This is a genomic window from Thermosulfuriphilus ammonigenes, from assembly GCF_011207455.1.
Taxonomy (GTDB): domain Bacteria; phylum Desulfobacterota; class Thermodesulfobacteria; order Thermodesulfobacteriales; family ST65; genus Thermosulfuriphilus; species Thermosulfuriphilus ammonigenes.
The window spans coordinates 1618122-1637128 of sequence record NZ_CP048877.1 but is presented as its reverse complement, the minus strand read 5'-3'; the positions used below and the strand labels follow the sequence as shown (position 1 = coordinate 1637128).

General features: G+C 52.6%; 18 protein-coding genes and 1 riboswitch. Of the genes, 4 read left to right on the top strand and 14 right to left on the bottom strand.

Annotated features, from left to right (window positions below):
- Window positions 1–126 precede the first annotated feature (126 nt).
- From G4V39_RS07965 to G4V39_RS07955, 3 genes are read left to right on the top strand one after another with little or no spacing between them, the layout of a single operon-like run.
- Window positions 127–1458 carry a TolC family protein gene (locus G4V39_RS07965; RefSeq protein ID WP_166032426.1) on the top strand — a complete coding sequence of 444 codons (1332 nt, stop codon included), beginning with the start codon at window positions 127–129 and terminating at the stop codon, window positions 1456–1458.
- Window positions 1458–2642: an efflux RND transporter periplasmic adaptor subunit gene (locus G4V39_RS07960; protein WP_166032425.1), complete on the top strand. Its 1185-nt coding sequence runs from the start codon at window positions 1458–1460 to the stop codon at window positions 2640–2642. The genes G4V39_RS07965 and G4V39_RS07960 overlap by 1 nt, the downstream gene beginning before the upstream one ends.
- An 11-nt stretch (window positions 2643–2653) precedes the next feature.
- Window positions 2654–5767, top strand: coding sequence for an efflux RND transporter permease subunit (locus tag G4V39_RS07955; RefSeq protein WP_166032424.1), 3114 nt, complete (start codon window positions 2654–2656; stop codon window positions 5765–5767).
- Between the two features lie 65 nt (window positions 5768–5832).
- Here the strand turns inward: G4V39_RS07955 and G4V39_RS07950 are convergent, their stop codons facing one another.
- The 4 genes from G4V39_RS07950 to G4V39_RS11400 all read right to left on the bottom strand — a co-directional run bounded on the left by G4V39_RS07950 (window position 5833) and on the right by G4V39_RS11400 (window position 10556).
- Window positions 5833–7293 (bottom strand): carbohydrate porin, encoded by a 1461-nt coding sequence (locus G4V39_RS07950; protein WP_166032423.1) that lies wholly within the window; start codon window positions 7291–7293, stop codon window positions 5833–5835.
- Window positions 7294–7406: 113 nt separating this feature from the next.
- A riboswitch (cobalamin riboswitch) is annotated at window positions 7407–7622 on the bottom strand.
- A gap of 85 nt (window positions 7623–7707) precedes the next feature.
- Complete coding sequence (feoB, locus tag G4V39_RS07945) at window positions 7708–9942, bottom strand: ferrous iron transport protein B (protein WP_166032422.1); 2235 nt, start codon at window positions 9940–9942, stop codon at window positions 7708–7710.
- Window positions 9943–10001: 59 nt separating this feature from the next.
- A complete protein-coding gene (locus tag G4V39_RS07940; protein WP_166032421.1) occupies window positions 10002–10229 on the bottom strand; it encodes a FeoA family protein in 228 nt (75 codons plus the stop codon).
- Window positions 10230–10427: 198 nt separating this feature from the next.
- A complete protein-coding gene (locus G4V39_RS11400; RefSeq protein WP_258557884.1) occupies window positions 10428–10556 on the bottom strand; it encodes a hypothetical protein in 129 nt (42 codons plus the stop codon).
- 208 nt (window positions 10557–10764) lie between these two features.
- Between G4V39_RS11400 and G4V39_RS07935 the strand changes: the two genes are divergently transcribed.
- A complete protein-coding gene (locus tag G4V39_RS07935; RefSeq protein ID WP_166032420.1) occupies window positions 10765–11163 on the top strand; it encodes a DsrE family protein in 399 nt (132 codons plus the stop codon).
- Here the strand turns inward: G4V39_RS07935 and nrdR are convergent.
- Genes nrdR through G4V39_RS07885 form a run of 10 tightly spaced genes read right to left on the bottom strand, consistent with a single transcriptional unit; the run spans window position 11160 to window position 19004 of the window.
- Entirely contained in the window at window positions 11160–11645 is a 486-nt protein-coding gene (nrdR, locus tag G4V39_RS07930; RefSeq protein ID WP_166032419.1) for a transcriptional regulator NrdR, read from the bottom strand. The two genes, G4V39_RS07935 and nrdR, sit on opposite strands and share 4 nt — an antisense overlap.
- On the bottom strand, window positions 11642–12109 hold the full coding sequence (locus tag G4V39_RS07925; RefSeq protein ID WP_166032418.1) for a deoxycytidylate deaminase: 468 nt from the start codon (window positions 12107–12109) through the stop codon (window positions 11642–11644). Before G4V39_RS07925 ends, nrdR begins: the two co-directional genes overlap by 4 nt.
- A complete protein-coding gene (locus tag G4V39_RS07920) occupies window positions 12075–13349 on the bottom strand; it encodes a serine hydroxymethyltransferase (RefSeq protein ID WP_166032417.1) in 1275 nt (424 codons plus the stop codon). Before G4V39_RS07920 ends, G4V39_RS07925 begins: the two co-directional genes overlap by 35 nt.
- Window positions 13336–13797: a ribose 5-phosphate isomerase B gene (gene rpiB / locus G4V39_RS07915; RefSeq protein ID WP_166032416.1), complete on the bottom strand. Its 462-nt coding sequence runs from the start codon at window positions 13795–13797 to the stop codon at window positions 13336–13338. Before rpiB ends, G4V39_RS07920 begins: the two co-directional genes overlap by 14 nt.
- Window positions 13798–13802: 5 nt before the next feature.
- The gene (fabF, locus tag G4V39_RS07910) at window positions 13803–15047 is read right to left on the bottom strand and encodes a beta-ketoacyl-ACP synthase II (RefSeq protein ID WP_166032415.1); all 1245 of its coding nucleotides are present in this window, start codon (window positions 15045–15047) and stop codon (window positions 13803–13805) included.
- Between the two features lie 13 nt (window positions 15048–15060).
- Window positions 15061–15294: an acyl carrier protein gene (gene acpP, locus G4V39_RS07905; protein ID WP_166032414.1), complete on the bottom strand. Its 234-nt coding sequence runs from the start codon at window positions 15292–15294 to the stop codon at window positions 15061–15063.
- Between the two features lie 25 nt (window positions 15295–15319).
- Window positions 15320–16066 (bottom strand): 3-oxoacyl-[acyl-carrier-protein] reductase, encoded by a 747-nt coding sequence (fabG, locus tag G4V39_RS07900; protein ID WP_166032413.1) that lies wholly within the window; start codon window positions 16064–16066, stop codon window positions 15320–15322.
- On the bottom strand, window positions 16063–17058 hold the full coding sequence (locus tag G4V39_RS07895) for an electron transfer flavoprotein subunit alpha/FixB family protein (RefSeq protein ID WP_166032412.1): 996 nt from the start codon (window positions 17056–17058) through the stop codon (window positions 16063–16065). The genes fabG and G4V39_RS07895 overlap by 4 nt, the downstream gene beginning before the upstream one ends.
- Window positions 17058–17843: an electron transfer flavoprotein subunit beta/FixA family protein gene (locus G4V39_RS07890; protein WP_166032411.1), complete on the bottom strand. Its 786-nt coding sequence runs from the start codon at window positions 17841–17843 to the stop codon at window positions 17058–17060. The genes G4V39_RS07895 and G4V39_RS07890 overlap by 1 nt, the downstream gene beginning before the upstream one ends.
- Entirely contained in the window at window positions 17844–19004 is a 1161-nt protein-coding gene (locus G4V39_RS07885) for an acyl-CoA dehydrogenase family protein (RefSeq protein WP_166032410.1), read from the bottom strand.
- Window positions 19005–19007: the final 3 nt, after the last annotated feature.

Genomic DNA, 19007 nt, shown 5'->3' with positions numbered 1-19007 from the left:
TTCTTCTAATTTAACCCAACCTTCTAACCTAACCTAATCCCTTTTAAGGGATCCTCCCCCGGGTCGTAAAAAATTATACCGACCTGGGTCATCCAAAATTTAGAGCATCAAGAGGAGCTTTAAGTCATGGAAAAAGCAAAGTTTTTTGGGGCCCTTTTGCTGATTTTGGCCCTCTTTTTGGCAAAATGGATAAAGGTTGCCGAGGCTGGAGGGCCGAGAGAAAACGAAAAAGTCCCCTCCCAAGATGCAGTTTTTAAGGAACCCACCGGGGCCCTTACTCTTAAAAGGGCGCTTTCCCTGGCCCTCCTAGGCAACCCCGAATTATCCACCTTTGCCTGGGAGATCAGAGCCCAGGAGGCCCGCGCTCTTCAGGCCCGTCTTCTACCCAATCCAGAACTAGATGTTACCGTAGATAACTTTGCCGGTGGTGGAGACTACTCTGGTTTCACCTCTGCCGAGACAACCATTCAGCTAAGTCAGCTGATTGAGCTGGCGGGAAAACGTCTCAAAAGGTATCGCCTGGCCCTGATGGACAAACAGGTCTCCAGCCTTGATTACGAAATAAAGCGCCTGGATGTCCTCTCTCAAACAGCCAAGGCCTTTGTAGAGACCTTGGCCGCCCAGGAAAGAGTACGACAGCTAGAGCGTCTGGTAGAGCTCTCCGAAAGAGTAAAAGCCGTCATTGCTGACCGGGTTCGGGCCGGAAAGGCTCCTCCGGTTGAGGAGACTCGGGCCGAGATCTTGCTGGCTGACAGCCGGGTCAAGCTGGAGAAGGCCAAGCGGAGTTTGGAGACGGCCCGCCGACAGCTGGCCTCCATGTGGGGAAGTCGGGAGGCCAGGTTTTCCAAGGTTTTGGGAACCCTTGACTCTATTCAAGCTCCGCCTTCTCTTGAGGAACTCAATCGTCTCCTTAAGGAAAGCCCGGATATCAAACGCTGGCTGGTAGAAATCGAACGCCGTAAGGCTGCCCTAGACCTCGAACTGGCCCGAAGGATACCCAACATTACCGTAAGCGGTGGAATACGGTATCTCAACGAGGTAGATGAATCCGCCGTAGTAGTGGGTATCACCGTCCCCCTGCCAGTTTTTAACCGCAATCAGGGCGGAATGCTTGAGGCCCGGCGTCGTCTATCCCAGGCCAACATGCGCCGTCAGGCTGTGGAGGTGAACATATCTGCCGCTCTGGAAGCCGCCTACCGTCGGACTCTCTCCGCCTACGAGGAAAGCGTCACCCTGCGAGACGACATTATTCCTGGAGCCCGACGGGCCTTTGAGGTGGTCCTTGAGGGCTATCGGCAAGGAAAATTTAACTTCCTCAATGTCCTCGACACCCAAAAGACCCTCTTTGAGCTTCGTCTCCGGTATCTGGAGGCCCTAGCCCGCTACCATCAGGCCCGCACCGATCTCGAACGTCTGATAGGTGCCTATCCCTATAAGGACAAGCAGGAGGTCAAGTAATGGACAGAAAGTCGATAATCATCCTGGTAATCATCGCCCTAATAGCAACAGCTGGTCTTACCGCCCTGTGGCTTGGCCGACAGGAAGAAAAGCAGCCTCAGTTAGAAAAAAGCGAAGAGGCCCACGCCGAAGAGCAGATCGTCCGTCTGAGTCCGGAGGAGCTCCGGGAATTTGGCGTCAAAACGGACATAGCTGGACCGCGGGAGATTCCAGTGTATCTGGATCTTCCGGGAGAGGTCAACTTCAATGCCGACCTTCTGGCCCACATCGTTCCCCGGATATCTGGAGTAGTGAGAAAGGTCTACCGCGGGCTGGGAGAGGATGTCAGCCGGGGAGAGACCCTGGCCATCATCGACAGCCTGGAGCTGGCTGATCTTAAGGCCAGCTACCTGGCCGCCAAGGAAAGGCTGGCCCTGGCTGAGGCCAATTTTAAGCGAGAAAAGATTCTCTGGGAAAAAAAGATCTCCTCTCAGCAGGACTACCTCAATGCCAAACAGGCCCTGGCCGAGGCCCGCATCAATCTTCGGGCCTTAAGGCAAAAACTTCTGGCCCTGGGCTTCTCCACTGAATATCTCCGCACCCTTAAGGAGAGTAACAATTCTCTGGGCCGCTATGAGATAAAGGCACCGTTTTCCGGCACCATTATTGAGAAACATATCACCCCGGGTGAGCGGGTGGAGGCCAATACCGTTATCTTCAGTCTGGCCGACCTCAGCACCGTCTGGGTGATGATTTCCGTTTATCGGAAAGACCTTCCCTACTGCCGACCGGGGCAAAAAGTCGTTCTGGTGGCCGGAGAAAATATCCTTCGGGCCGAAGGGGTCATTGACTACGTAAGCCCCCTCCTTGAAGAGCGCACCCGAACCGCCCGGGCCAGAGTGGTCCTTCCCAACCCGGAGGGGCTATGGCGACCAGGAATGCTGGTCAAGGCCCATATCTTAGTTAAGACCATTACTCCCAAGGTGGCTGTCCCCAAGAGCGCCCTTCAGACCATAGACGGGAAGACCTGCGTCTTTGTAAGGGAGCCGGATGGTTTTCGCCCCCGACCAGTAACTACCGGTCAGGAGGGAGAGAACCTGGTGGAGATTTTATCCGGCCTTAAGCCAGGGGAGGAGTACGTCTCCTTCGGGGCCTTCATCCTCAAGGGAGAGCTAGAGAAGGAATCTTTCGGGGATGAACACTAAGGGGGATAGTAATGGAAAGAATCGTTAATTTTGTTCTCTGCAATCGGCTGCTTATTGTTGTCCTGGGTATAATTATCCTCGGGGCCGGATACTACAGCTACCGCCAGCTTCCGGTAGACGCCTTTCCTGATGTGACACCGTCTCTTGTCCAGGTCTTCACCGAGACCGAAGGGCTGGCCCCTGAAGAAATAGAAAAGTATGTTACCTACCCGATAGAGGTGGCCATGAACGGGCTGCCTCGCCTCAAGAAAATCCGATCCATTTCTAACTTCGGTCTCTCGGTCGTCAACATCTACTTTGAGGACGGAACAGATATCTACTTTGCCCGCCAGGTGGTCAGCGAAAGGCTCCAGCAGGCCCGAAACGAAATCCCGGCAGGGTTTGGCAACCCCCAGATGGGCCCCATATCTACCGGAATGGGACTGGTTCTATTCTATTATCTCCAGGATGAAACCGGGAAATATTCTCTGGAGGATCTGCGAACCATCCAGGATTGGGTCATCAAGCCCCACCTTCAAACCGTCCCGGGAGTAACGGAGGTTTTGGGAATCGGTGGCTTTCAGAAACAGTTCCACGTGGTGGTGGATCCCGAGGCCCTCCTCCGCTACAACCTGACCATCTCTGACATCATCGAGAGGATAAAGGCCAATAATTACAACATCGGGGCCAGCTACATCATTAAAAACGCCGAGGAGTTCATTGTCCGCTCGGTAGGGCTGGCCAAAGGCATCAAAGATCTGGAAAACATCGTCGTCAAGACAGAAGACGGTACCCCCATTTACCTGCGTCAGGTGGCCGAAGTCCGGATCGGAGGGGCCATTCGTCGAGGGCTTCAAACCCACAACGGCGAAGAAGAGGTGGTCGCAGGTCAGGTAATCAAACTCTACGGGACCAACTCCTCCACGGTCATCAAGCGAGTAGAAGAGAAGATGGCCGAAATCAATCGTATCCTCCCCGAGGGTATCAAGGTTGTCCCTTACTATGAGCAAAAGAGCCTGGTAGAGGCCTGCGTCTCCACGGTAACCAATGCCCTGGCCCAGGGAATCGGTCTGGTAGTCCTGGTGTTGATGATCTTTATGGGCAGCTTTCGCCCCAGCCTGGTGGTGGCCTTGGCCATTCCCTTCTCGGTCCTCTTCGCCACCCTGGGCATGAAATACTTTGGCATGTCGGCCAACCTCATGTCACTGGGAGGTCTGGCCATTGCCATCGGAATGCTGGTTGACGGAACCATCGTCATTGTAGAAAACGTGGATCGAAAGCTACGGGAGGCCCAAGCCGGAACCTCTCGTTTGGGGGTAGTGGCCCAGGCCTGCGTTGAGGTAGGAAGACCGATTGTCTTTGCCATTGCCATCATCATCATCGTCTTTCTGCCTCTTTTCACCCTCCATGGCGTAGAAGGTAAGACCTTCCGGCCTCTGGCCTACACTGTAGCTCTGGCCATGCTCGGGTCTTTAATCTACGCCCTCTCTCTGGCCCCGGTGCTTTCTTCCCTGATCATGAAACGCTCCGGCAAGAAGGAAGATACCCCTCCCAAGGAGATCTTCCTTATCCGCTGGCTAAACAAAATATACCTTCCGGTGGTAAGGCTCTTTGTCCATCGCCGTCACCTGGCGGTGGTTCTGGCCCTGGCTGTCCTGGCCACAGGGGCCTTGGTCTTTCCGAGGCTGGGTTCAGAGTTTGTCCCTCATCTTCAGGAGGGAACGTTGGTTCTCCGGCTGACCATGCCGCCCTCCATCTCTATAGATGAGAGTAAAAGAATCACCATACTGGTAGAAAAGAGGCTGATGCAGGTCCCTGAAGTCACCGGTGTAGTCTCCCGAATCGGCCGCGGTGAAGTAGGGGCCCACACCGACCCGGTAAACAGCGCAGAGATGTACATTCTCCTTAAGCCCAAGGAACAATGGCGGGTTAAGACCCAGGAAAAACTGGAAGAACTTATCCGGGAGGAGCTGGGAGAGGTCCCTGGAGTCCTGACCAACTTTACTCAGCCCATCGAGATGACGGTAGATGAGCTCCTTGAAGGGGTGCGGGCCGAACTGGCCATCAAGGTCTTTGGAGATGACCTTGAGGTCCTCAAACGGACAGCTGACAAAATCGCCAAGGTCATCCAGACCATTCCTGGAGCCGTGGATGTCCAGGTGGATCAGGTAACCGGAACCCCTCAGCTCATCATCCGCCCCGACAGAGAGGCCGTAGCTCGCTATGGCCTCAATATATCTGATGTTCAGGAGACCATCAGAGCCGCTGTTGGGGGTGAGGTGGCCGGTCAGATCTTTGAGGGCATCCGGCGTTTCGATATCTTTGTCCGCTTTAAAGAAGAATACAGGGCCACCAAAGAGGCCATCGCCCAGATCCTTCTCCAGACCCCCGGGGGCGGTTATGTCCCCCTTTCTCAGGTCGCCGAAATTAAGGAAATCATCGGCCCGCGCCAGATCACCCGGGAAAATAACCAGCGTTTTATCACTATCCAGTGCAACGTCAGCGGACGAGACATCGGCTCCTTCGTAAAAGAAGGCCAGAAGGCCATAGAAGAGCGGGTTGATCTTCCGCCCGGGTATCTAGTCACCTGGGGAGGGCAGTTCAGACTCCAGCAGGAGGCCAACAAACGACTGGCGGTAGTGGTCCCCATCACGTTGATGGCCGTCTTTCTCCTGCTCTTCTCCAGCTTCAACTCTCTGAAGAACGCCCTTCTCATCATCCTTAATATCCCTCTGGCCCTGGTAGGAGGGATTGTGGCCCTCCTTATAAGTGGCCAACACCTTTCAGTTCCGGCCTCCGTAGGGTTCATCGCCCTTTTCGGAATCGCCTTGGAAAATGGCATGGTCCTGGTGACCTGCATCAATCAACTCCTTGAACGGGGGCTGGCTTTAGAGGAGGCCTGCATCAAGGGAGCCACCATGAGGCTAAGACCAGTGCTTATGACCGCCTGCACCAGCGCCCTGGGACTCATACCCCTTCTCTTCTCCACCGGTACGGGGAGCGAGGTCCAGAGGCCCCTGGCGGCGGTGGTGATTGGCGGACTTTTCACCTCCACGATGATGACCCTTCTGGTCATCCCCGCGGTTTACAGGTGGTTTGCCCCACAACATCTGTGCCGGATCGATCTTCCGGGGGAGAAGGTCTAACCCAAAAAGAGGGCGGGCCGAATGGCCCGCCCTTACCCGGGGGAGCTTAAAAAGAGGAGAGTCAGTTAGAAATCCCAGGTTCCCCTTAGGCTCAGGACCCAGAAACCGTCATCATAGAGACCGGCCGGGTTAATAGTCCACTGGAAATCAGGGGTCAGGGCCAGGCTCTCGTTTACCTGGCAGCGATAATAAATTTCCAGATGATATTCGGTTTCTGTCTCTAGGGCCCGACCATCTCGACTGGCAAAGGCCCCCTTCTTTTTCCAGAAATCACGATAGTTTTTGTTCAACCAGACAAAGCCCCAGCCAAATCCCAGAGCATCATCCGGACGCCCCCAGAGCTTTCCGGAGGCCTGAAAGCCCAGAGAGAGGGCATGGTGGAAACCATAAGAGAAATCTACGGATTCGATATCAAAGGCTCCATTTTCATCATATCCGGCATAGCCCACCAAATGATCGCTGTCACGAAGGCCATAACGGAGGAAAACTCCCAGAGAATCAAGGATTTCCTGGTCAAAGGAAAGGGCCACTCCCCAGGCGTCATCAGTATTCTGGGGATTAACATTATAGGCGTAATAGGCCCTTAGCTGGGACCAACGCAGATGTTTTTCGCCATTGTACCAGACAGAGAACCGGTAATGACCCGGACGACCAAAGGGATTGATATTAAGGCCTATCTCGGCAATGAGAAAGGGATAGTCAAAGATACTGTCCCAACCACCATCGGCATCACCGTATCCTAGCCCGAGGCTTAAACGATCTGTCTCATACCAGGCCATCATCCCCAGACCATAGGCTGGCCACTCTACAGCAATGTTGTTGACAAAAGTCCCCGAGATGAATTGAGCCGTCTCGTCATTGGCATATTCATTGGTATCAAAGTCGGTGGTGAGATCCACTTTACCGAAACGAAAGCGCAGTTTTCCGGCCCCCAAAGGAATCTCCTGTTCATACCAGGCTTCACTTATACGAACCTCACCATCGTGTGTCTCCACCGGAACCATGGAAATAGCCTCATCGATAATGCCAGCAAAGGAAGGAATCTCATCTTCGGGATTATGTCCGGAGCCCATCTCTAGGAGCAGATAGGCCCGAGAGCTCTGGCTAAGACTGGCCAAAAAGTCAAGATCAACTGTGGCTGCCGCATAGCCTTTGCTCTCATCGGTGAGGGCCTCTCTGGTGCCAGCCGGTTCTCGACCACCGTGGGCATGTAAATTCTCCACCGTGGTATCCACCCCGGTGACGCCTTGAACCACGGTGGTCACCGAAAGGCCCATCTCCACTCGTTCATGCCAGGGAAGTTCCTCCGATGGCGAAGTGGTCGGGGCGGGAAGCTCCTCAGCCTTTTCATAGCGGGAAAGGCGCTCTTCAAGGACTTTAACCCTTTTGGTGAGTTCTTGATTCTGCTTGATCACCTCCCGGAGCATCTGCCGCAGCTCGTCGATTTCATCAGCTGCCACCGGAACAGAGATAGCCAAAAAAAGCACCACCAATCCCAAAACCCCCAAGCGTTTCAAAAGAAACATAAACCCCCTCCTTAAAAGGATTTTTTTAAAAAGACCTAATCGAAAGTGGAAACTTCGAGGCAGGAAGATTTGGGAAGAGTATCCCTCCAGATGGACAGGAAGCCCCGAAGTCCATCTTTCATGCTCTCTGGGCCGGTATCCCGGCTTCCGGATCAACCTACTTGCCGCGCCTTCCCAGGGCCTCCCGGCCCCAGTGGCCTGTCACCCGGAGGTTTGCCCCTCCAGGCCTAGCGGTGTTCGTCCCCGGTCACGGTTGCGGGCCAGCGCCGGACTTGCACCGGACTTCCCGTTTAACCCCTTTAAAGGGCACCCAGAGAGAATTTTCTGTTTCGATAGCATACTCATTAAATAGTGTCAAATGCAATTATCAAAGAGCAAAGACGCCTGAATGTTATCATATTAAAAACAATAACACTAGGAATAAAAAAGAGGCCCCAGAAGACGAACCCCGAAAAAGGTGGCCAACCAGGCCAAGGACATATTCCAGAGAACAACCACCAGCGGCCACTTCCAGGAAGCCGTCTCCATTTTAATTACCGAAAGAGCGGCCATACAAGGAAGCATAAGGAGAGAAAATATCATCACCCCCACTCCGGTAAGAGGACTAAACATAGGATCTTTACGGATGGAATCTATCAAGGAAGGATTGTCCTCCCCCACCTCTCCCAGCGAATAGATTTGTCCCATAGTGGCCACAAAGACCTCTTTGGCGGCAAAGGCACTGGTAAGGGCCACACCCACACGCCAGTCAAAACCAAGGGGGCGGATCAAGGGCTCTATTAGCTGCCCCAGGCGACCAGCATAGCTCTTCTCAAGCCTCTCGGCGGCCTGCTGACGCTCTATTTCAGAAATGCGGGCCTGATAGGCAGAATAGGCCCGGGCAAGGGATTCATTCTCAGCTCTGGAGAGATCAAGGCCTGCTACCTCCTCCGGGGTAAGGCTTGTCTCTGTCAGGAATCTTTGAGCGGCCTCCTCCTTAAGAGAAGCATAGTTCTTTTCAAGAGTCGGATTTGAGGGGAAGGTAAACAGAAGCCACATAAGAACCGAGATGGCCAAGATGATTGTCCCTGCCTTGCGCAGGTAAAGAACAGCCCGATTCCACATATGGAGGAAAAGGGTTTGCAGAGTTGGGATCCGATAGGGAGGCATCTCCATAACAAAGGGGGGCTTTTCACCGGCAAGGACGGTCCGGCTAAAAATAAGCACCGTGATCACCGCCGCCAAAATACCTAAAAGATAGATCCCAAAAAGAACGAGCCCCTGAAGATTAACCAAACCCCCGAGGAATTCCCTCTGGGGGATAAAGGCGGCAATAAACAGGATATAAATAGGCAGCCTGGCCGTACAACTCATAAATGGGGCCGCTAAGATGGTTAAAAGGCGCAGGCGCTGATTCTCTAAAGTCCTTGCCGCCATAATTCCTGGAATGTTGCAACCAAAGGCCGAAAGAAGGGGCACAAAACTTTTGCCGTGGAGCCCCAAGGGAGAAAGGGCCCGGTCCATTATGAAGGCCGCCCGGGCCATGTAGCCTGTATCCTCAAAAAGGGCAATAAAGAGGAAGAGGATAATAATTTGAGGAAGAAAGACCAAAACTCCCCCCACCCCACCGATAATACCGTCAACAAGAAGGCTTCTTAGGTGACCAGAAGGCAGACTGGCCTCCACCCGGCCGCCCAACCAGGAAAAAAAGCCCTCCAGGGCCTCAGTAAAGGGTGCCGACCAGCTAAAGACGGCCTGAAACATAAACCACATAAAGACCAGAAATATGGGTAGCCCCCAAAAACGATGACACAAAACCTGGTCTATCCTATCGGAAAGGCTGACCGTTTCAGTCTTCGGACGCTTAAGAGAACGGGAGACTAAATCGCTTATAGCCTGGTAGCGGGCATCGGCTAAGAGGCTCTCTGGATCAGCCCCACATTTTTCCTCAAGGATCTTGATGGCCTCATGAAGGATATCCTCCAACTCTCCATTAAGACCGGCCTTCTCCCTAAGAAGACGCAGAACTTCAACATCTCCCTCCAAGGCCTTAATGGCCAGCCAGCGAGGTTCAGCCGGAAGGCCTCTTCCGGCCAGACTTCTCTGAAGATGATCAATTGCCTCTTCAATGGGCGCCGGAAAACGTCTCTTTAGGCCATAAGCCTTAATCTCCCCTTTGAGGACCCCTTTTATTGTCTGAAGGAGATCTTTCATTCCCTCTTTACGGTGCCCTACGGTAGAAACTACCGGAACTCCCAGCTCTTTAGACAAAACTTGGGGGCTGAGATGATAGCCCCGCTTACGGACGATATCCATCATGTTAAGAACCACCACTACCGGAATCCCGAGTTCAAGAAGCTGGAGAGTGAGATAGAGATTTCGTTCAAGATTGGAGGCGTCAACGATATTGACCACTATCTGGGGCTTTTCTTCAATGAGGACCTGACGGGCAATAAGCTCCTCTAGAGAATAGGCCGTCAGAGAATAAGTTCCTGGCAGGTCGATGATTCGCAAGCGTTCTCCCTCCAGCTCTAATATCCCCTCCTTTCTCTCCACCGTAACTCCGGGATAATTACCCACCTTCTGGCGGGCCCCGGTGAGATTGTTAAAGATGGTCGTCTTGCCTGAGTTAGGATTTCCGGCCAAAGCAATCTTTATCTCATCCAACACCCCAACCCCCTCCTTATTGAATCTATTGCAGAGAATCATTAACAATAAAAGAGAAAAAATTAAACGGGCTCAACGATAATGCTACGGGTCTCTTCCCGACGCAGAGAAAGATAATAACCACGAAGCCTTACCGTCACCGGATCTCCCAACGGAGCCACCCTTTCTATCTCCAGAAGCACCCCGGGAACGAGACCCATATCAAGAATTCGCCTCCTCACAGCCCCCCGCCCCCTAACAGAAACCACCCGCAATCGAGCCCCAGCACCAAAACCATCTAAGGAGCGCATAAATACCTCCCGTCAAATTTTTGGCAATTGATGACTTAAAATGTCAGATGGTAGATAAAAGGGCCCTTCGTCTATCGGAAGGTTAACATAGATGGGTTTATTGAGAATGTCAAGCAATAAAAATTACTTTGGGTAGTCTACTTCAGACTTTTCGGATTCTTCCTTCCCGCCTATCTGGCAGGATGATCCACAGCCCCCTCAGCCAGAGGCTCCCCCACTGCCGCCGATCATCTGACGAAAATGGTGGAAGAGAATCCATACTGATACCCCACCGATCACAATAACCAGTAAGTCTTCCCAGGTAAAAAAGGCTCCCAAGGCGCTCAAGGCCCCTCTCCTTTCTCAATGTAATGTTTTTAGGCCTTAATAAGCAAAATACGTTCCTCCAAAAATCCGAAAAATCTTTTTTAGAAAATATATATTTTAACTCTGACTCGCAACGCTTTTCATTCTTCCGGGTTTTAAGTTTCTTGACTTGCTTATATAAAAGAGTTTTGATATAAATAATGTTTAATAAAAGAGAGGGAGATACCGGATGAAAGCAATTAATTTTAGCTTGCTAATCTTGGTTATCTTAGCCCTTTTGGTTGGAGTTCTTAAAGCCCAAGAGGCCAACCGTTTAGCCATTGTCATCTCCACCAATGACCCAGAGACTGCCTGGCAGGCCCTACGAATAGCCAACTTTGCCTTAAGTAAGGGAGATCAAGTGACAATATTTCTTTTGGGCAAGGGGGTGACTATTTCTGAAATAGATAGTGACGAATTTGATATTGACGAAAAACTTGAATCCTTTTTAGACGAAGGAGGTAGGCTCATTGCTTGTGGCACAGCCATGAAAATGCACCAGATCTCCCCCTCTGAACTCTGCCCTCGAGGTGGGCGAAAGGATCTTTATCGGCTCATCTGGAGTAGCGATAAAGTTTTGACCTTCTAGGCCTTAGGAGCGTTTTTAGGAGGAACCCTGCGGGTCTTGATTAGCTGTTGAACTTGTTCAATAAACTCCGAAACATCTTTGAATTGACGATATACCGAGGCAAAGCGAACGTAGGCTACCTCATCCCACTCATGAAGCCTTTCCATCACTCGCTCGCCGATATAAGCTGAAGGAATCTCCTTCTCTCCTCGCTCAAGCAGCTCTCTTTCTAAGGAGTTCACAAAGGCTTCGATTTCATCCATGCTAATGGGTCGTTTTTCGCAGGCTTTCTTAATGCCTTCGATTATCTTTTGCCGGCTAAAGGCCTCTCGCCGGCCGTCTTTCTTAACCACCATGGGGAGACTCTCTTCTATCCGTTCGTAAGTGGTAAAACGATGACTACATGAGAGACACTCCCGACGCCGACGGATAGCCACTCCATCCTTAGTGGTTCTGGAATCCACTACCTTGGTCTCCGGATGGGCGCAACGAGGACACTTCATCCTTTAAACCTCATAACCCGAACGCCGGCTTCTTCCAGCATCTCTCGGGAAAGCTCGTCCGGATAGCCTTCTAAATAAAAGACCTCCACCACCCCAGCATTGATAAGCATTTTGGTGCAGATAACGCAGGGAAAATGGGTACAAAAAAGAGTGGCTCCGGCGATACCTATTCCGTGGTAAGCAGCCTGAATTATGAGATTTTGCTCAGCATGAAGTCCCCGACAGAGCTCGTGACGCTGACCAGAAGGAATGGCCAGCCGCTCTCTCAGGCAACCAATCTCCAGACAGTGTCTCAAACCAGAAGGGGCTCCATTATAACCTGTGGCCAAAATCCGTTTATCTTTAACCAGAAGGGCTCCAACCTTACGGCGCAGGCATGTTGATCGCTCGGCAACCAGCCGGGCGATCGACATGAAATAGGCCTCCCAACTAGGCCGACCAGCGATCTCCGTTGTAGATCTCATGAAGCTCTGGATAAAGAGGAAAGGTCCGGCAAAGCTCCTGAACCTTACCCCGAACCTCCTTAATCAGGGTCTCATTGGCTGGATCTTTAAGAATAGTGGAGATCCAGGTGCCTATCATTTCCATTTCTGGCTCTCGCATCCCCCGGGTGGTTAAAGCTGCTGTACCCAGACGAATACCACTAGTAACCGTGGGCTTCTGGGGATCAAAGGGGATGGCGTTTTTGTTAACAGTTATTCCAGCTCGATCAAGAGCAGCCTCAGCCTCCCGACCAGTAAGGCCCACGCTCCGCAAATCAATAAGAAGAAGATGATTATCAGTCCCTCCAGAGACCAGCCGGAAACCTTCTGCCTTGAGCACAGTGGCTAAAGCCCGGGCGTTGGCCACCACTTGCTGGGCATAGGTTTTAAAACCAGGCTCCAAGGCCTCCTTAAAACAGACTGCCTTGGCGGCAATGACATTCATCAAAGGCCCACCCTGGATACCCGGAAAGATCTGGCTGTTAAGTAGCCTGGCAAATCTCTCTTTGGCCAGGATGAACCCTCCTCTTGGCCCCCGGAGGGTCTTGTGAGTAGTAGAGGTAACAAAATCAGCGAAAGGAACCGGCGAAGGATGAATCCCTGCGGCCACCAATCCAGCAATGTGGGCCATATCCACCATTAGATAGGCTTCCACCTTGTCAGCTATTATCCGGAAGGCCTCAAAATCTATGGTCCGCGGATAGGCACTGGCTCCGGCGACAATAAGTTTGGGCCGGGCCTTAAGGGCCAGCTTTTCTAGTTCTTCATAGTCGATGGTCTCTGTCTCCGCCGAGACCCCATAATGTACCACCTGGTAAAGACGGCCCGAAAAGTTAACTGGACTACCATGCGATAGATGACCCCCGTGGGCCAGATTCATGGTCAGAATGGTGTCTCCAGGAGACAGACAGGCAAAGTAGACGGCCATATTGGCCTGGGTTCCCGAGTGCGGTTGAACGTTGGCGTATTCGGAACCAAAAAGGGTATTGGCCCGTTCAATGGCTAAAGTTTCGGCGATATCGACAAATTCACACCCTCCATAGTAGCGTCGTCCGGGATAGCCCTCGGCATACTTGTTCATCAGAATGCTACCTTCAGCCTCCATAACGGCCAGACTGGCAAAATTCTCAGAGGCGATAAGCTCCAGTTTGGTACTCTGACGAACAAGTTCCTGACCGATAACCCCGAAGATCTCAGGATCTGTGGCTTTAAGATGACTCATAATCAGTTCCCTGAGTGGTAAGTTTGTTTATAAGTTCAAGCCTTCGAGCATGACGGCCACCTTCAAAGGGCGTCTCAAAAAAAACCCGGACCATCTCTAAGGCCAGGGCCTCACCCACCACTCGCCCCCCAATGACCAAGATGTTGGCATCGTTGTGGAGACGGGCCATTTTAGTCGTGTAAATCTCGTGGCAGAGAGCGGCCCTCACTGCCGGAAAACGGTTAGCCACCAGGCTCATACCAATCCCCGTACCACAAACAAGAACTCCCCGATCACATTCTCCTTGGGATACCAGACCGGCCACTTTGGCCCCAAATAGAGGATAATCTACTGAATCACAGGAATGACAACCGACATCAACAACCTGATGCCCCATCTCCTCAAGAAGATTTCTAATCTTCTCCTTGAGGGTAAAACCGGCATGATCGGCTCCGATGGCTATCCGCATATGACTTAACCTTCAAATTTTTTGAATATCAAGACGGCGTTAGTTCCCCCAAAACCAAAAGAGTTGGAAAGGGCCACTTTAACATCGGCCCGGCGGGCCTTATTGGGAACGTAGTCCAGATCACAGTCAGGGTCAGGGGTCTCGTAATTAATGGTTGGGGGAATAACCCCTTCAACGATGGTCTTGACAGAAAAGACAGCCTCTACTCCGCCGGCCCCTCCCAGAAGATGGCCCGTCATAGACTTGGTAGAAGAAACAGGAATCTCCTTGGCCCGCTCCTTGAAAACTGTCTTGATGGCCCTGGTCTCACAAAGATCGTTAAGAGGGGTACTGGTTCCATGGGCATTTATGTAATCTACCTCTTTGTAGCTCAGACCAGCATCGGCCAAGGCCTGCTCCATACAGCGGGCCGCGCCCTCACCGTCTTCTGGAGGGGCTGTCATGTGATAGGCATCAGCGGTAAGGCCGTAGCCCACTATCTCTGCTAAGATTTTGGCCCCCCGCGATTGGGCATGTTCCAGAGACTCTAAAATCAAAATTCCGGCCCCCTCGGCAATAACAAAACCGTCCCGTTCGGCATCAAAAGGCCGGCTGGCTCGTTCCGGCTCATCGTTGAACTTGGTTGAGAGGGCCTTCATGGAAGAGAACCCGGCAAAGGCCAAAGGTGTCATGACTGACTCGGCTCCTCCGGCGATCATCACCTCCGCCTGTCCATGTTGGATAAGCCGGAAGGCCTCACCGATAGCATGACTGCCGGCGGCACAAGCAGTAGAAAGGGCGGTATTTGGCCCCTTGGCGTTAAACATGATGGCCACCTGACCGGCAGCCATATTGGGAATAATCATAGGAATGAAAAAGGGGGTTATTCGCCGGGGCCCCTTCTCCTGGAGGACAAAGGCGCTACGCTCCACCACACCCATGCCTCCCATCCCCACACCGATCACTGTACCAACCCGTTCGGCTTCAGAGTCAGAAACCTCAAGCTTGGCATCCTCCATAGCCATCCGGGCCGCCGCCACCGCATAATGAATGAAGGTGTCCAAACGAGAAATCAACTTTTTAGGGAGGAAATCCTGCGGCCGAAAGTCCTTGACCTCCCCGGCTATCCGGCTCGGCATGGCTGAGGCATCAAATCTGGTCACCGGACCAATACCCGAACGCCCGGCTATCAGATTGTTCCAGCTCTCCTCCACCCCGATTCCCACTGGGGTAACCGCCCCCAAACCCGTAACTACAACCCGGCGTCTCACGACAGAAGCCCCTTTAGCCCTGATGGGTTTTGATGTAATCAATAACGTCCTTTACCGTACGCAGCTTCTCAGCCTCTTCATCAGAGATCTCCAGGCCAAAGGCTTCTTCCATGGCCATAACCAGCTCCACCAGATCAAGGGAATCCGCTCCAAGATCATCGATGAAGGAGGCCTCAGGTTTAACCTTATCTTTGGAGACTCCCAGCTGTTCGGCAATAATTTCAATTACTTTTTCCTCCACGGACATAAGCTCCTCCTTAAAATCCAGCGTTTTACATGTAAAGACCGCCGTTTATGTGGATCACCTGGCCGGTGATATAAGCCGCCTCATCAGAGGCCAAAAAGGACACCACTGCCGCCACCTCTTCCGGACGCCCGTATCGCCCCACAGGAATCTGAGCCAGAAGATCTTTTCGGATTTTCTCTGGAAGGGCCGCAGTCATGTCCGTCTCGATGAACCCGGGAGCAACAACGTTTACAGTAACCCCTCGACTAGCCACCTCCCGGGCCAGGGATTTACTAAAGCCAATAAGACCAGCCTTCGAAGCCGCATAGTTGGTCTGACCCACGTTTCCACTTACCCCCACTACCGACGAAATATTAATTATTCGCCCTCGACGACGCTTAAGCATGGCTGGAACAACCACCCGACAACAGTTAAAGGCACCCTTTAGATTAACCCCCAAAACTCTATCCCAGTCTTCCTCTTTGAGCCGCATAAGAAGACCATCTCTGGTCAGACCGGCATTATTGACCAGAATATCTACCTGCCCCTCTTTAGAGAGAACTTCTTTAAGAGCCTCCTCGGTGGCCTTAAAGTCAGACACATCAAAGACAAGGACCTCGGCCTGCCCACCAGCAACCCGAATGGCCTCAGCCACCTCTTCTCCGCTCTCAGGACGACTGGCACAGGTAAGATAAACCTTGGCTCCCTCCTGAGCTAACCTTTCAGCAATGGCCCGCCCGATGCCCCTAGAGCCTCCGGTAACTATGGCTACTGCATTTTGAAGAGTTTTCATTCTCCCTTTATCTCCCTTAAACGACGGATAAGGGCCAAGAGAACCTCCCGTGCATCGGCCACTAACCCGTAGGTAGCCAGTTTAAATATAGGGGCCTGAGGATCGGTATTTACAGCCACGATAACCTCGGCTCCCTTAATACCTACGGTATGTTGCACTGCTCCGGAGATCCCGAAAGCCAGGTAAAGGCGAGGAGAAATAGTCTCTCCTGTTACCCCAACCATGGCCTCTGGGCCGACCCAACCAAGCTCGACCACCGGACGGGTGGCCCCTACTGCCCCTCCCAAAAGGGCCGCCAATTCCTTAAGGAGAGAAAAGTTCTCTTTGTTCCCCAACCCCAGACCACCGGCAACCACGATACGGGCTTCTTGGAGTGATTGAGGCGGGGCCTCAAGGGGAAGGTGAGAGAGAATCTCCAGGATCCCAGAGGAAAGATCTCTCGGAGGTGAAATCTCCTCTATCCGACCCTCTGTGGGAGATTCAAGGGCCCGGGCCCTAAAAACCCCGGGCCTTACAGTGGCCATTTGGGGTTTGGTCTTGGAGACAATAACGGCCATGACATCTTCACCAAAGGAGGGCCTAATTTGAAGTAGGGCTTTATCCTCCGGTCGAATCTTAAGCTCAGTACAGTGGGCTGTCAGACCTAACTCAAGGGCAGCAGCTACTCGCGGAAGGACAGAAAGCCCCAAACTGGTAGCTCCGGCAAGGAGTATCTCCGGCCTCTCCTCGCCTACCACCTCACTCAGTATCTGAGCATAAAGATCATCTTTAAGGTGGACAAATGAGGTCCCCCGGACCAGTTTGATCCGATCTACTCCATAGCGGAAGAGAGGGGAGGGGTCCAACTCATTTCCACCAAATATAACTCCCAGGACCTCGCCATCGATGTCAGAGGCCAGCTTCCGAGCCACAGTGGCCAACTCAAAGGAAACCGGTAGTGGACCATGGGAGCCAGCCTCAGCCAAAATCATAACTTTTGCTTTTTCTGACATCAGATAAGGCCCCTTTCACGAAGAATGGAGACCAAACGCCCCACCATCTCCTCTACATTATCCCCTTGAATAATTTCTCCCTGTCCATCATAGGTGGGGGAGAAGACCTCCACGACCTCAGTAGGAGAACCAGAAAAGCCGATCTTGTCTGGTTCAGCCGCCACTTCAGCCGCTCCCCAGACTGGAATTTCACGGTTCTGGGCAGCTAAGAGACGCTTCAGGGAAGGAAGACGGGGACGGCCCCAATCCCTCTCCACAGTAATAAGAGCTGGCAGAGCCACCCGGAGCTCCTCCCGGGCGTGATCCAGAACCCGGGTAACCTTAAGCGCTCCCTCCTCGGTGGAGGCCGCCACCACCTGGGTTACTGAAGGCACCCCTAACCTTTGGGCCAGCTCCGGTCCCACCTGGGCTGTCTCTCCATCAATAGCCACCTTGCCACAAACAATTAGATCAAAGGGGGCCATTTTTTCTATGGCTCGAGCCAAAGCGTAACTGGTAGCCAGGGTATCAGAACCAGCAAAAGATCGATCAGAGAGAAGAAACACCTCATCGGCCCCGCAACCTAGGGCCTCAATCAGGGCCTCCTTGGCCTGGGGAGGGCCCATAGAAACCACCCATACCTGGCCTCCGCTGGTCTCTTTCAGACGGACAGCCATCTCCAGGGCAAAGCGGTCATAGGGGTTTATGATTAGCTGGCTGCTTTCCCTGATAAGTCGGTGGGTTTCTGGATCCACCTTGACTGTCCCTGGTAAAGGTACTGTCTTAAGACAGACGATTATCTTCATCTATTCGTCCTTTCGACTGACCTCCTTAGCCAGCTCCCGGGCGATAACATTGCGCTGGATCTGGTTTGTCCCCTCGTATATCTGGAGGACCTTGGCATCCCGCATCATTTTCTCTACCGGATAATCCCGCATATAGCCGTGACCTCCAAGGATCTGAACGGCCTGAGTGGCCACCCACATGGCCATATCGGTAGCATACATCTTGGCCATGGCCGAGGCCTTAGAGATATCTTTGGCCCCGGAGTCAATATAGCGAGCTACCGAATAGACTAAGGCTCTGGAGGCCTCAATAGCCGTAGCCATATCGGCCAACATGTGCTGGACAGCTTGAAAGGAAATTATGGGCTGACCAAACTGTACTCTCTGGCGGGCAAAGTGAAGGGCCTCTTCAAAAGCTGCCTGAGCCAGACCAACTCCAATCGCCCCCACCCCAGGTCGAGCCCGATCTAAGGCCTTAAGGGCCAGAATAAAACCCATACCCTCCCGGGCAATAAGGCGATCTTTGGGGATACGACAGTTATTAAGATAGAGATCCCCGGTCACCGAAGCCCGAATCCCCATCTTTTTCTCCAACTTACCTACAGAAAATCCAGGATCTCCGGTCTCAACAATAAAAGCACTGGCCCCCCGCGGGCCCTTCCGGGGATCGGTAAGGGCAATAACTACATAGATCTGGGCCACCCCAGCGTTAGTGATCCACTGTTTGACGCCATTTAAGATGTAATAATCGCCATCTTTTATCGCCCGAGTCTTTATAGCCGAGGCATCACTGCCAGCTTGAGGTTCAGTAAGGGCAAAGGCGGCCAATTTTTTGCCAGAGGCAATATCAGGAAGGTATTTCTCTTTCTGGGCCTTGCTCCCCCCAAGGAGGATGGGATAAGCCCCCAGAGCTCCGGCGGCAAAGGTGGTGGTTACGCCGGCACAGGCCTTGGCCAACTCCTCCAGGGCCAGACAGGCCTCAAAGGTTCCAAACCCCAGGCCACCATATTCCTTGGGAATGATAAGACCAAATAGGTCCGTCTCCGCCAGAGCTCTAACCGGCTCCCAAGAGAATTGCTCTTCTTCATCAAGCTTGGCCCGGAGGGGTTTGATCACCTCCTCGGCAACTCGACGGGCTACCTGGACGATGATCTTCTGTTCTTGATTAAGAAAATATTCCACAGA